Consider the following 13,152-nt stretch of genomic DNA (forward strand, 5'->3'; position numbering starts at 1 on the left):
ATCATGAATGCCGAACCTTATGCCCAACCCCTGGCCCGTCGCCTGGAAATCGCCGCCGGCGCGAGCCGGCAACTGACGCTGCGAGCCGGGGCCACTTTGGTATGCATGGCCGGGAGCGTGCACGTGCAGGAGACCTCGATCGGGGCCCAAGCCGCGGGTGGCCTGGGTTTGCCGATGTCCGCCCGGGTCAACGCGGGCGAGGCGCATGGGGTGGGCTATGGCGGTGTCGTGCAGGTAACGGCAATTCGCTCGGCCGACGTGATTTGTCTGGACGTTCCCGGGCCCTTGGACCGGTTTTTCGGCCTCGCGGCGAATATTTTTCGCACGAATGGGGCAAAAAACACGAATAATCGCCTGGGTGCGCTGCACAAGATTTCAAAATGAGGTATGATTCACACATCAGACGCGGGGTGGAGCAGTCTGGCAGCTCGTCGGGCTCATAACCCGAAGGTCGTAGGTTCAAATCCTGCCCCCGCAACCAGTTTCAAGAGAACAAGCCGCGATTCCCATCGCGGCTTTTTTTCGTCCTTTTTTCGACCGGGACTTGCCCTGGGTCAATCCTTTGTTCCAGCCCGGAGTTTCCCGGGTGTTGCCAGCCGCACAGCGCGGCGACGCTGAGCTACCATGGGTCACGCGCGCTAGTTCGCCGCACTCGAGGAGGGTCCATGGGTACCGCAAAATACGATCATCCTGGTTACGTCGCCGACACCGGCGCTGAAGGCAAGTACCACGTAGGCATCTGGTGCCCGCACGGTTATCCCGCCCATATCCATATCGGCCGGCCTGCGGAACGCGGTGATCCCCAGGCGCTCTTGCGCCTGCGCATTCCCGATGGCGTCTTCCAATCGCTGCCGGACGATCCCGAAACCCTGTGCCGCCGCGCCCTGGGCCAGGCCATGGACGCCGGCTTGCTGCGCTCCGTCGCCGTGGATGGCGAGTATCAGGAGCTGCGTTTCCAGCTGGACGCGGAACCGTGGTCGGGTCCGATGCAGGCGGCGGGTAACGCCTGACGCGGGAAGTTGCCCACAGCGACTGTGGACAAGCCTTGGGATAGCCTTTGCGCATGTCCGAATTGTCCAGTCATAACAAGGGCTTGGCGCCTGCGGTCAATAAGTGGCCGGCGCCGGGCCTTTTTATTGTCGGGCCAGTCCTGAAGTGGGCAGTCCGAAGTGGGCCGGAGCGTCATGCGACAATCCTCCCCCTCGCGGCCCGCGCCGCGTATCCCCGTGTTGACCCCTTCGATATTGCCTCCATGCCGAGTCCTATACTCCTGTCCGCTCCCGCCTTGACGGCGCCGGCGCCATGACCGTGAATGTTTCCAAACGCGTCGCCGTGATTGGCGGCGGTCCGGCCGGCCTGATGGCGGCCGAGGGGCTTGCCGGCCAGGGCCTGCAGGTGGACGTGTTCGATGCCATGCCTTCGGTGGGCCGCAAGTTCCTGATGGCGGGGCGGGGCGGGTTGAATTTGACGCATAGTGAATCGGCGGGCCCTTTCCTGGCACGTTACGGCGATCGCGCCGTGCAGGTGGCGCCCTGGCTTTCCGTCATGGACGCCACTGCGTTGCGCGACTGGGCGCATGAACTGGGCATCCAGACCTTCGTGGGTTCGTCGGGCCGCGTCTTCCCTGAAGAAATGAAAGCCGCGCCGTTGCTGCGGGCTTGGCTTGCCCGGTTGCGCGCCTCTGGCGTGCGCTTCCATATGCGGCATCGTTGGCTGGGGTGGGCCGCAAGCGATGCGCCTTCCGCAGATGGGTTGCGGTTCGACACGCCCGAGGGCGTGCGGATGCTGGCGGCCGATGCCGTGGTTCTGGCTTTGGGCGGAGGCAGTTGGGCGAAGCTGGGTTCCGATGGCGCCTGGGTCGCCGGCTTGCAGGCGCATGGCGTCGATGTGGCGCCGCTGCGCCCCGCCAATTGCGGGTTCGACGTCGCGTGGACGGAGCACTTCCGCGAGCGGTATGCGGGCCAACCCGTCAAATCCGTTGCCATGTCGTGCGCGCTGCCATCGGGCGGCGTGCTGGCCCGGCAGGGCGAATTCGTGGTGTCGGAAACGGGCATCGAGGGCAGCCTCGTCTATGCGCTGTCGGCCCCATTGCGCGACCGGATCGACAAGCAGGGCCACGTCGTCGCCATGCTGGACCTGGCGCCCGACTGGACGCAAGAAAAAGTCACCGCGGCGGTCACCCACCCGCGGGGGGCGCGTTCGATGTCCAGCCATCTGCAAAGCCGCATGGGACTGACAGGCGTGAAGGCGGGGTTGCTGCGCGAATGCGCGTCAGCAGACGATTTCAAGGATCCCGAGCAACTGGCGCTGCGGATCAAGGCGCTGCCGTTGGCGCTTGTGCGTGCGCGCCCCATCGACGAGGCCATCAGCACCGCAGGCGGGGTGACGTTCGATGCCGTCGACGCCGGCCTGATGCTGCGATCGGCGCCGGGCGTGTTCGTGGCCGGAGAAATGCTGGATTGGGAAGCGCCGACCGGCGGCTACCTGCTGACGGCCTGCATGGCCAGCGGACGGGTTGCGGCGGCAGGCGCGACGGACTATCTGGCTGGCAAGCCTTAAGGCTGCGGCCTTCGCCTATCAGGAACCCGTGGGGTAGGGCGCCATGCCCAGCGGTGTGCGTGGCGCAAGGTCGCCTACGACATGGCCGACGACGGGCGGGCCACCTTCAGGTTGCGTGATGATGCCGATGACGCGCGTGATGGCGCTGGCGGGAATATCGGTGCCATGCGCGGGATCCTGCACCAGTTGCCAAATGGTGGCGCTGGCAGGATCGGCATCCTCTTGCGTTTCCGCCGAGGTGTCCAGGCAGCTGCGGGCAAAGAAGGACCAGTCAGACGCGCTGCACGGCAATCCGTGCGCAGTCGCCAAACGGGCCAGGGCCAACGGCGCATCCGGCTGGCCCGCGGCGTGTTGGGCGGCGGCGCCCAGTGAGACGTCCAGCGACAGCAGGCGGAGAAACTCTACGACATTGTCCGAATTCATTGTGGGGGTCTCCTGTAGCTGCTCTGGTTCATGCCGGCGGCCGACGGCCGACCGGTTAAAAGGGGCGTTTCAGCCTGGGCCTTGTCCCAGCATCGACACCAGCGATTTTTTCAGTCGGGCTGAAAAAATCGGTACCGTATGAGAAACGCCGTTCCGGTCGACGCCTTCCTTCAGTTCGACCGATTGCCCAAGGAAGATTTCCGGCGCGGCGTTGATTTCGTTGTAGCGGGCAAGCAATTCGTCAACGTGTTCTTGCGCGTCAGCCAGCGTGCTGCTGTCCGCGAGCTTGCCGGCGGCATGGGCTTGCAGGATTCGGTGCAGATCGTCGATGAACAGCGCCAATGCCGCTTGTCCACGGCATTGCGGCTGTTCCCAGCCCCAGCCCTGGGGGGCTGCGCCAGCGTTCTGCGGTACAGGTTTTTTGTTCATTTTCGAATCCTAATCCATTGCCGGCAAATACGCGACAGCCGCGGCCGGGGCCGCATTGTAGGTCGGAGGGGCTTACCAGCGGGCGGGGGCGGGCGGTGGCCCCTCATGCGCCGGAAAGTGGGGCAAGACTTCCTCGGCCAGTTCCTGGATCACCTCGGCAGCGGGCCGTGCTGAGAACTGGATGCCCAGCGCCGCGTGGTTGACACCCGCCTCCTGCCAGCGCGCCAGCAGATCAAGCAGGCCCCGACGTCCCGTGCGCAGGACGTAGCCGCCTTGCATGGGCGTGCGCGGGTGGTCCGGGTCGGCGCTCAGGTCCAGCCATTCGTTGGTGGCATGCGGCCGAAATCCGGCGTCGGGAATCCGTGCGCGCCAGGCGCGGATCTTCTGCGCCAGCCGTTGCGGACCCGCGTCGTCGTGCGTGCTATCGGGGTAGGTCAGCCAGCCATCCGCGTGTTCGGCTACCCATTGCGGCGTCTGCTGGCAGGAACCCGTGATCAGCAGCGGGACGCGCCCCGCCGCCGGTTTGGGCAGAAGCTGAGGGCCCGCCAGGCGGCCCAGCGGGGAATCGATGGCGCCATGGGGGGCATGCATCAATTGGCGGAAGTAAGACACGGTTTGCGCGAAACGCTCGCCGCGCTGCGCAGGATCCAGTCCATACGCGGGGAACTCGACGGGGCGGTCGCCCGAGGCGATGCCCATGACGAGCCTGCCGCCAGACAGGCGGTCAAGCGTGGCGGCCGCCTTGGCCAGGTCGATCGGATGCCGCAAGGGAAAGACTGCGCTGCCGGTGGCAAGCGCGATGCGCTCGGTGCGGGCCGCCAAATAGGCTAGATAGGAAAAGGGGTCGAAGACCTGGCCCGCGTCGCCAAAGTTCGGGTCGAACAAGGGCACGTCGCGGACCCACACGGCGGCGAAGCCCCGGCGGTCCAGGTCGGCGACCAGGTGGGCCTGCCCTTGCAGCACCGCCATGTCGCCTTGGTAGAAGCGTAAGGGCAGGAAAATGCCTATCGTCAGTTGGTTGGGAGCGAACATGCGCCGGTAGCCCGGGTGCATGGCGAAGGCGGGCGCCGAGACGCCGGCAGGTGTCGAAGGGACAGTCGGAGAGTCAGTCATGGAATCGGGGGCAGGAGGTCAGGAAGTCAGGGGCCGACGGCCGGTTGGGGCAGGGTGATGCCGCGTTGCACGGCGGGGCGCTGGCTGGCTCGCTGATGCCATGCGCTCAGGTGTTCATGCTGGCTGAAGTTGAATTCGACGATCTGCGCGATGTGCATCCAGCCGAAGGTGGCGATATCGGCGATGGAAAACTCGTCGCCGGCCAGCCACGGGCGCTGCGCCAGGCGCGCGTCGAGGACGGCGAAGGTGTCTTCACTCAGGCGGCGAACGCGCTGGATGGCCGCGTCATGGCGCTCGGCCGCAAAGCATTCGGCATGCACGCGCTGGCCCAGAAGAGGGCCCATGCTGGCGCTATGGAACATCAGCCAGGTAATGGCTTCCCATCGCCCCTTGGTGTCGCCGGGGAGCAGGCGTCCGGTCTTGTCGGCCAGGTACAGCAGGATGGCGGCCGACTCGAACACGGTGATGCCCGTGGCGGCGTCATGCAGCACGGGAATGCGGCCATGGGGATTCAGCGCCAGGAAAGCGGGATGGCGGTGCTCGCCCTGTTCGATGCGCACGTGGTGGAGGGTGTAGGGCAGCGCCAATTCCTCCAGCGCGATAGTGATCTTGAAGCCGTTGGGCGAGCTGTCCGTATAGAGATGCAAGGTTGGGACGGTCATGGACATGGAAAGGAGTCTGGCTATTGCCTGGACTACAGGCTTGATCCCATTCTGTATTCCACGTCGAGCCTCGTAAAACGATCATTTCTGGCACAAGAAGAGAGATTTTCTAACGTTAAAGAGAGCAAGCTGCCGGCGTGTTCGAGAAATCGCTCGCGTGGCCGGATCACAACGGTCCCGCCGCCGTGTCCGGATGATGCGCAGATGAGGGCCTTTGGGGTATGCTGGCTTCGGTTTCCACGCCCAGACAGGAGAGGTTTATGAAGAACAGAGTCGTTCTCGTCATGCTGCTTTCGATCGCCGCCCTTACGGCCGGCTGCAATACCGTTGCGGGCGCTGGCAAGGACATCCAGCGAGGCGGGGAGAAGATCGAGGGCGCAGCGAAGTAAGCTGCCCTACCGCTGCCGCACAGCCGGCTCAAGGCCACGCCAGAAATGCCCAGACATTTCCCGCGTGGCCTTTTTGCAGCCGCTGGCATAATCGCGGGAGTCCGAAATTCAATGCGGGAAGAATCATGCGCAAGTCAGTATGGGTAGGTGTAACGTTGGCGGCATTGTTGGCCGGTTGCGCAAGCAAGGGCGTCTACGAGGCCGACACCGTGAAGAAAGAGACCTTCAGCGTCGACACCAATTACCAGGCCGCCTTCCGCCGTGGCGGTGAATATGTCCGCTCCTGCCATGTGAACGTGCAGCATGCCTATGGCGTCGCCTATGCCTGGCGCCATTCACTGGGCGAAAAGGGCGCGCCCGATGAGATCCAGCTGTACAAGGTGGGCGAACCCGCCACCGTGCTGGAACTGATTTCGGCGGAAGCCGATGGTCCCGCCAAATCCAAGGTGACGGTGACCGTGCTGGGCAAAGGGCGTTGGGATGCGGCCGAAATCGCAGCTGCCCGCGCCTCGATTCAGAGCGCGACGCCCGTTTGCCGCACAGGCAACGGCGGCTGACGCATGGATCCCCGCGCGCAGCAGATCCGGTCGACAGGCATCGCGTTCTCGCTGCTGGCGGGGGCGTTCCGCTTCCTAGGGTGGTTGAACGGGGGCGCAGCATTGGCCCTGGTGGCCTTTTCACTGGGGATCGTGGGCGGCGACATCGCCGCGCCGGACCTCCAGTTGCCGCTGGCCCTGTTTCTGGCCGGATTGCTCGTGTCGTGCCTGGGGCTGCTGTTCGCCTACCTGGCGCAGGTCAGCCTGTTGCGTCAGGGCTACACGGGGCACCTGACGCGCGGCCATTGGCCGGCCCAGTTGTTGGCGATGATTTGCTATCTGCTCGGCGCCCTGGCGTTCTGCGCGGCGTGCTGGTTCTCTCTGGGGCAGGGGGTGGCGGACGCCCAACAAATGACGTCCTACGCCAGCCGTTAGAATTCAAGGGTAAACCCGTGTACGCAAAAGTGTTGGACTTGCACTTACGTTGAGAATAATATGCGCGGTGCGTATATAAATCCTCTTTCTTGGGGCCCGTCATGACCATCTCCCAGCAAGCCTTCCTGCGCGACGCCATGCGCCGCCTGAACCTCACGCGCGACGTGTTCGCCACCCGGATCGGCGTGAAACGCCGGGCGTTGGATACTTGGTTGCTGCCCGAAGGCTCGCAGGAATTCCGCGCCATGCCGGAAGTGGTGCAGCGCTTCGTCAGCGAAATCGTGCAAAACGGCGTCTTGCTGGAAAAGTATACGCAAAGCGTACAAGACGGCCCCTTGCGCGAGCGCATCGCCGTCGAAGGCAAGCATCAGCTGTTGTCGGTGGACCAATTCACCCGCGAATCGGTCGAAGACTTGTTCCGCGTGGCTGACATGATGCAGCCCATCGCGCGCCGCCAGAAAGTGTCGCGCGTGCTGGAAGGCGCCGTGCTGGGCAACCTGTTCTTCGAAGCCAGCACGCGTACCCGCGTCAGCTTCGGTTCGGCGTTCTGCCGCCTGGGCGGCTCGGTCTGCGACACGACGGGCTTCACGTTTTCGTCGATGGCCAAGGGCGAATCCATCTATGACACCAGCCGCGTCATGAGCGGCTACGTGGACGCCATGGTGATCCGCCATCCGGACCAGGGTTCGGTCGCGGAATTCGCGCGCGCCACCAACATCCCGGTGGTCAACGGCGGTGACGGCCCGGGTGAACACCCCAGTCAGGCCCTGCTGGACCTGTACACGATCCTGACCGAGTTCTCGCGCCTGGGCAAGTTGCTGGACGGCGCCCACATCGCCATGGTTGGCGACTTGAAGTACGGCCGCACCGTGCATTCGCTGATCAAGCTGATGGCGCTGTACAAGAACGTGAAGTTCTCGCTGGTGTCGCCGAAAGGCCTGGAAATGCCCAGCTACATCATCGAGCAGGCCAGCCGCAACGGCAACGTGATCGAACAGAAGACGTCGCTGGCCGAAGGCCTGTCCGGCGCCGACGTGATCTACGCGACGCGTGTGCAGAAAGAGCGCTTCGCCAACGAAGAAAACGAAGGCTACACGCCGGACTTCCAGATCAACCGCGCCATCATCGACGCGTATTGCAGCCCCGAGACCATCGTGATGCACCCGCTGCCGCGCGACAGCCGTCCGGGCGCCAACGACCTGAGCGTGGATCTGAACCACGATCCGCGCCTGGCCATCTTCCGCCAGACCGACAACGGCATCCCCATCCGCATGGCGATCTTCGCGGTGCTGCTGGGCGTGGAAGGCCTGGTGCAGCACTCGCTGCGCGATGTGACCTGGCAGCACCCGTCGCACGTTGGCCCCGACGACTCCGTCTTCCACGGCCTGGAATAAGCGCGCCGGCGTCCAGCCCCCGCCGCCTGGCTGCGCCACGGCGGGGCAGTCATTGAGATTTGAAGGATAATCCGCGCTGTCTTTCTGTCGCGTGTCGCTCCTCGACACGCGTGGAAAATTTTGGGGCGGATGATCTTATGTCTTCGAGCAATAGCGCGGTTCCGGTGTGGACGGGCGGCGCGGGCCAGGCGTGCTACCTGAGTGCGTCCAACGCGCAAGCCTGGGAAGCGGTCTATCAATCGGTCGACGCCTATACGCGCGGCCAGGTCGCGGCGGTGGTGGGCGATAGCGCCAAAGAACTGGTGGACGCCTTTTATTCCACCTTGCTGGCGGATGCCGAGGCGGGGCCCCGCCTGTCCCACGAGATCGTCGCGACCCGCCTGCACAGCGGCATGAAGCACTGGCTGAAAGGCCTGCTCTGTGTGCGCGACCAGGGTGATATCGCCGCGTTGATGGCGACCCAGAAGAAGGTGGGCGAAGTGCATGCCCGCGTCCATATCCCGATCCATCTGGTGATGGCCGGCGCCCGCATCCTGAAGAACGAAATCGCCGAACGCCTGCGCGCAAGCGACCTGGATGGGACGGCGGCCTCCATTGCCACGCAGTACGTCTGTAATCTGTTCGATCTGGCGATCGAGCAGATGAGCCGCGCCTTCATGCGCGATATCAACCGCGGCGCGCGCAACGACGAAGCGTACCGCTTGTTTGCGCTGGGGCAGAACATCTCGACCGAACGCGAGCGCCAGCGCGCCGCGCTGCTGGAATGGAGCCAGGCCGTGCTGATCGGCCTGCATTACCGCGCGCCGGAGCAGGCGTTGCCGCGGCTGGCGGCCTCGGAGTTCGGGTTGTGGCTGCAGCACAAGGGCGGCGTGCTGTTCGAAAGTGCGCCAGCGTTGCGTCAGATCACCGAAGCTGTGACGCGGCTGGACGACGTGGTGCTGCCGCGATTGATGCTGGCGGACGCGCAGCAGCAGGTGTCGATGCCCGATCAGGTGCGCGAGCTGCAGGAGTTGGTGGCGCGCATCAAGCATCTGCTCAATGGCCTGTTCGACATGGTGGCCGAGATCGAGAGCGGCAGCGACCCGCTCACCAACGTGCTGAACCGGCGCTTTCTGCCGTCGGTGGTGGGGCGCGAAATCGCCATTTCCACGCGTCAGGGCAGCCGCTTTTCGGTGCTGCTGCTGGACATCGACCACTTCAAGGCGATCAACGACGCGCATGGGCATTCCGGCGGCGACCACGTGTTGCGGCAGTTTGCCGAAGTGGTGCATCAGGCGTGCCGGTCCAGCGACTTCGTGTTCCGTTACGGCGGCGAAGAGTTCCTGGTGGTGCTGGTGGATACGGGGCAAGAAGCCGCGCTGGCGGCGGCCGAGAAGCTGGGCGCCGAAATCCGCCGGCACAAGTTCGCGATTCCCGAAGCGGGCGCCTTGCGCATCACGGCAAGCATCGGCGTGGCTACGTTCGACGGCCACCCGGACTACGCCTATCTGATCGACCGCGCCGATAAAGCCTTGTACCGCGCCAAGCAAGAGGGGCGCGACCGTAGCGTGGCGGCCTGAACACGGCGTGCGGGCAGTCGCGGGCGCAGCCCGGAAATAAAAAGGCCGCTCTGGTTAAGAGCGGCCTTTCGCGATGCGCGGATTTTTTCGCGCGTACGGCTTAGATCTTCTTTTCGCCGCCCAGCGCCTCGACCAGCTCGGCCATCATCTTGGCCAGTTCGCCCGTCATCAGCATCATGTCGGAATCGAACTTCTCGTCGTCGTTTGTGGCGACGCCTTCGTTGCCTTCCTTCAGCACGTCCAGCGGCGACACGCGCTTGACGTCCAGGCCTTCGGTCAGGACGAAGGAAATGCGGTCGGCCCACGTCATGGCCAGGCGCGTGCACTGCTTGCCCGACTGGATGTGGCGGCGCACGTCGTCGGCGTCGATGGAGTGCTTCACGTAGCGGATGGCCGCGCCGCTTTCACCCGACGAACGCAGTTCGGTATCCTGGTCGATGGTGAAGTTGGAGGGGGCCTCGTCTTTCGCCAGCCAGCCCGTCATCGCGGAGGCGGGCGATTGCGCCACGTACAGGTTTTCCAGCGGGAACGGGTCGACGCACTTGGCCAGCAGGCCGATGACTTCGTCGGCCTTCGCGGACGCGGCGGCGTCGATGACCAGCCAATGGTTCTGCGGGTCGATCCAGACGCGGGTGTCGCGGTACACGCTGAAGGCGCGCGGCAGGAGCTCGTCCGTGACGCGTTCCTTGATTTCCTTCATCTGCTTGCGGCCCGGCTTGTAGCCTTGCTGCTCTTCGATCTCCTGCGCGCGCGCTTTGGCGACCTGGTTCACGACGGTGCCGGGCAGAAGCTTCTTCTCGGCGCGCAGCGACAGCAGGATCTGGCCGTTCACGACGTGGGCAAGCCCGCCGTTTTCGCGCGGCGGGACCCAGCCCAGGCTTTGCATTTCGAGGTTGTTGCCCGCTTGGTAGGCGTGGCGCGCAAGCGTTTCTTCAAGCTGATCGCCAACGAGAGTCCACGGCGAGGAGAGGCGGTAAATCTTGAGGTTTTTGAACCACATGAGCGTCGGCCAAAAGGGTTGATTCTATACGACGCGGCCGGTTTGCCGAAGTGCTGCAATACGGTTGCGACAGGCGACACGTTCTGTCACTGACACACGCGGGCCTATGCGTTAACTTCCGCGCACCGAACATGAATCGGAGAGGAATACATGAAAATCATTGGCGCCATCCTGATCGTCCTGGGCATCGCGGCCCTGGCCTACAAGGGCTTCAACTACAAGTCCGAAGAAACCGTATTGCAGATCGGCTCGGTGAAGGCTACGGCCGAAACCGAGAAGTCGGTTCCCATCCCGACCTGGGCCGGCATCGCGGCCATCGTGGCTGGTGTATTGGCGATCGGCGTCGGCATGCGCCGTTGACAGGTGGCCGGCCTGGCCGGTCCCCAGCGTGATCATGGCGGCCGCTTAGCGGCCGCCGTTTTTTATTTGTCCGGCGCAAAAAAAAAGCGGCCCGGCTCAATAAAGGCCGGGCCGGTACGGGAGCACACAATACCGCGTCATAAAAGGCTCGCGGGGAACGCGGTATCGGTGTCAGAACACTAGCCCTGCAATCGTCTGACAGGGGGATCAATCGTCAGCCGATCTGGCGCAAGGCCGTAATCTGAGGCGCCAGTCTAAGCGGGAGGGTCTGACAGCGTCCTGAAAGTGGGCAAGAGATTTTGGGCGATACCCGCAAAGTCACCGTTTCAGGACGATGACCCTCCCTAGCCTTATGACCTTCGCAAAAATAGCCTTTTCCCGCCGGGCCGCCCCAAGGGAAAAAGCCCCCTCGGGGGGCAGCAAGCGCGAAGCGCGCAGCGTGGGGGCCTATTCTTCGCCGGGCCGCCCCAAGGGAAAAAGCCCCCTCGGGGGGCAGCAAGCGCGAAGCGCGCAGCGTGGGGGCTACATAAAAAAAAAGCTCCATAAGGAGCTTTTAAAGGCCGGGCAGGCGCAGCAGTCCCGCCCGGCGGGGGATGGTCGTTTATGCGTTGATGTCGTTGTCCTTGGATTCGCGCACGAACAGCGTGCCGATGACCAGGGTCATGACTGCGATGATGATCGGGTACCACAGGCCGTCGTAGATGTTGCCGGTGGCAGCCACCACCGCGAAGGCGACCGGGGGCAGGAAGCCGCCGAACCAGCCGTTGCCGATGTGGTACGGCAAGCTCATCGAGGTGTAGCGGATGCGCGTCGGGAACATTTCCACCAGCATCGCGGCGATGGGGCCGTAGACCATGGTCACGTACAGCACCAGGATCGTCAGCAGCACCACGACCATGACATTGTTGCTTTGCGCCGGATCGGCCTTGGCGGGGTAGCCGTGGCTGCGGATCGCGGTGGTCAGCGCCTTGTCCAGTTCAGCGGCCTTGGCCTTGAAGTCAGCCGGGGCCATGGCCTTGCCGTCGAACGAGGCGAACTCGTCGTTGCCGATCTTGACCTTGGCGATCGAGCCCGCCGGAGCCGCCTCGTTCTTGTAATTCACCGAATTGCGGGCCATGAACGACTTGACCACATCGCAAGAGCTGGTGAATGCCGCGGTGCCCACCGGGTTGAACTGGAACGAGCACGTGCTGGCGTCTGCAATCACCGTGACCGGGGCCGTGGCTTGCGCCTTTTCCAGCGCCGGGTTGGCGAAGTGCGTAATGCCTTGGAAGATCGGGAAGTAGGTCGCGGCAGCGATCAGGCAGCCCGCCATGATGATGGGCTTGCGGCCGATCTTGTCGGACAGCGCGCCGAACACCACGAAGAACGGGGTACCCAGCAAGAGCGCGATCGCGATCATGATGTTGGCGGTATTCGCATCGACCTTCAGCGTTTGCGTCAGGAAGAACAGCGAATAGAACTGGCCCGTGTACCAGACCACGGCCTGGCCAGCGGTCAGCCCCAGCAGCGCCAGGATCACGACCTTCAGGTTCTTCCACTGGCCGAACGATTCAGCGATCGGCGCCTTGGAACCCTTGCCTTCTTCCTTCATGCGCTTGAAGGTGGGCGATTCGCTCAGTTGCAGGCGGATCCACACCGAGATGCCCAGCAGGATGACCGAGATCAGGAAGGGAATGCGCCAGCCCCAGGCTTTGAATTCGTCTTCGCCGAGGTAGGTGCGGATGCCCAGGATGATCAGCAGCGACAGGAACAGGCCCAACGTCGCGGTGGTCTGGATCCACGACGTGTAGAAGCCGCGGCGGCCATGGGGCGCGTGTTCGGCCACATAAGTCGCTGCACCGCCGTACTCGCCGCCCAGCGCCAAGCCTTGCAGCAAGCGCAGGATGATCAGGATCGCCGGCGCCGCCATGCCGATGCTGGCATAGCTGGGCAGCACGCCCACGAGGAATGTCGACAGGCCCATGATCACGATCGTGACCAGGAAGGTGTATTTGCGTCCGACCAGATCACCCAGGCGGCCGAACACCAGCGCGCCGAACGGCCGCACGGCAAAGCCCGCGGCAAACGCCAGCAGCGCGAAGATGAAGCCCGCAGTGGGGTTCACGCCCGAGAAAAAGTGCTGCGCGATGATGGCTGCAAGCGAGCCGTAGAGATAAAAGTCGTACCACTCGAAAACCGTGCCCAGGGACGACGCGAAGATGACGCGGCGTTCATCCTTGGTCATCGGGCGCGGTTCCGCGGAGGGACCGCGGCCTGCCATGGTTGTTGTGCTCATGATGTCTCCTCGTTT

At 64.1% G+C, this 13,152-nt stretch carries 15 protein-coding genes and 1 tRNA gene; 10 read left to right on the plus strand and 6 right to left on the minus strand.

Annotated elements, in window-relative coordinates; genetic code table 11:
- The first annotated feature begins 3 nt into the window (after nucleotides 1-3).
- From AC3WMU_RS23075 to AC3WMU_RS23090, 4 genes are all read left to right on the plus strand, one after another.
- Nucleotides 4-384, plus strand: coding sequence for a hypothetical protein (locus tag AC3WMU_RS23075; RefSeq protein WP_100220406.1), 381 nt, complete (start codon nucleotides 4-6; stop codon nucleotides 382-384).
- 20 nt (nucleotides 385-404) lie between these two features.
- Nucleotides 405-481, plus strand: a tRNA-Met gene (locus AC3WMU_RS23080).
- Nucleotides 482-665: 184 nt separating this feature from the next.
- Nucleotides 666-1,010 carry a hypothetical protein gene (locus AC3WMU_RS23085; RefSeq protein WP_006225036.1) on the plus strand — a complete coding sequence of 115 codons (345 nt, stop codon included), beginning with the start codon at nucleotides 666-668 and terminating at the stop codon, nucleotides 1,008-1,010.
- Between the two features lie 292 nt (nucleotides 1,011-1,302).
- The gene (locus AC3WMU_RS23090; RefSeq protein ID WP_280025313.1) at nucleotides 1,303-2,559 is read left to right on the plus strand and encodes a TIGR03862 family flavoprotein; all 1,257 of its coding nucleotides are present in this window, start codon (nucleotides 1,303-1,305) and stop codon (nucleotides 2,557-2,559) included.
- Nucleotides 2,560-2,577: 18 nt separating this feature from the next.
- On the opposite strand, the gene AC3WMU_RS23095 is transcribed toward AC3WMU_RS23090, so the two are convergent.
- The 4 genes from AC3WMU_RS23095 to AC3WMU_RS23110 form a co-directional block, all read right to left on the minus strand.
- Entirely contained in the window at nucleotides 2,578-2,982 is a 405-nt protein-coding gene (locus tag AC3WMU_RS23095) for a hypothetical protein (RefSeq protein WP_006225034.1), read from the minus strand.
- Between the two features lie 69 nt (nucleotides 2,983-3,051).
- The gene (locus AC3WMU_RS23100; protein WP_234818371.1) at nucleotides 3,052-3,324 is read right to left on the minus strand and encodes a hypothetical protein; all 273 of its coding nucleotides are present in this window, start codon (nucleotides 3,322-3,324) and stop codon (nucleotides 3,052-3,054) included.
- Nucleotides 3,325-3,483: 159 nt separating this feature from the next.
- Nucleotides 3,484-4,524 (minus strand): LLM class oxidoreductase, encoded by a 1,041-nt coding sequence (locus AC3WMU_RS23105; protein ID WP_492283017.1) that lies wholly within the window; start codon nucleotides 4,522-4,524, stop codon nucleotides 3,484-3,486.
- A 26-nt stretch (nucleotides 4,525-4,550) separates the two neighbouring features.
- Nucleotides 4,551-5,192: a glutathione S-transferase family protein gene (locus AC3WMU_RS23110; RefSeq protein ID WP_280025311.1), complete on the minus strand. Its 642-nt coding sequence runs from the start codon at nucleotides 5,190-5,192 to the stop codon at nucleotides 4,551-4,553.
- A gap of 254 nt (nucleotides 5,193-5,446) precedes the next feature.
- Between AC3WMU_RS23110 and AC3WMU_RS23115 the strand changes: the two genes are divergently transcribed.
- The 5 genes from AC3WMU_RS23115 (at nucleotide 5,447) to AC3WMU_RS23135 (ending at nucleotide 9,499) form a co-directional block, all read left to right on the plus strand.
- Nucleotides 5,447-5,575, plus strand: coding sequence for an entericidin A/B family lipoprotein (locus AC3WMU_RS23115; RefSeq protein ID WP_006225030.1), 129 nt, complete (start codon nucleotides 5,447-5,449; stop codon nucleotides 5,573-5,575).
- A gap of 125 nt (nucleotides 5,576-5,700) precedes the next feature.
- The gene (locus tag AC3WMU_RS23120; protein WP_492283018.1) at nucleotides 5,701-6,132 is read left to right on the plus strand and encodes a BPTD_2524 family lipoprotein; all 432 of its coding nucleotides are present in this window, start codon (nucleotides 5,701-5,703) and stop codon (nucleotides 6,130-6,132) included.
- 3 nt (nucleotides 6,133-6,135) lie between these two features.
- A complete protein-coding gene (locus tag AC3WMU_RS23125; RefSeq protein ID WP_006225028.1) occupies nucleotides 6,136-6,546 on the plus strand; it encodes a hypothetical protein in 411 nt (136 codons plus the stop codon).
- A 101-nt stretch (nucleotides 6,547-6,647) separates the two neighbouring features.
- Entirely contained in the window at nucleotides 6,648-7,940 is a 1,293-nt protein-coding gene (locus AC3WMU_RS23130) for an aspartate carbamoyltransferase (protein WP_006225027.1), read from the plus strand.
- A gap of 137 nt (nucleotides 7,941-8,077) precedes the next feature.
- Nucleotides 8,078-9,499 (plus strand): diguanylate cyclase, encoded by a 1,422-nt coding sequence (locus AC3WMU_RS23135; RefSeq protein WP_006225026.1) that lies wholly within the window; start codon nucleotides 8,078-8,080, stop codon nucleotides 9,497-9,499.
- A 100-nt stretch (nucleotides 9,500-9,599) separates the two neighbouring features.
- Here the strand turns inward: AC3WMU_RS23135 and AC3WMU_RS23140 are convergent, their stop codons facing one another.
- Complete coding sequence (locus AC3WMU_RS23140) at nucleotides 9,600-10,499, minus strand: recombination-associated protein RdgC (RefSeq protein WP_492283019.1); 900 nt, start codon at nucleotides 10,497-10,499, stop codon at nucleotides 9,600-9,602.
- A gap of 150 nt (nucleotides 10,500-10,649) precedes the next feature.
- Here AC3WMU_RS23140 and AC3WMU_RS23145 point away from each other — a divergent pair, with 150 nt between their 5' ends.
- Complete coding sequence (locus AC3WMU_RS23145; protein ID WP_006225024.1) at nucleotides 10,650-10,859, plus strand: hypothetical protein; 210 nt, start codon at nucleotides 10,650-10,652, stop codon at nucleotides 10,857-10,859.
- Nucleotides 10,860-11,460: 601 nt separating this feature from the next.
- On the opposite strand, the gene AC3WMU_RS23150 is transcribed toward AC3WMU_RS23145, so the two are convergent.
- On the minus strand, nucleotides 11,461-13,122 hold the full coding sequence (locus tag AC3WMU_RS23150) for an MFS transporter (RefSeq protein WP_424922719.1): 1,662 nt from the start codon (nucleotides 13,120-13,122) through the stop codon (nucleotides 11,461-11,463).
- Nucleotides 13,123-13,152: the final 30 nt, after the last annotated feature.

It is taken from the genome of Achromobacter sp. FW305-C-13 (genome assembly GCF_058783475.1).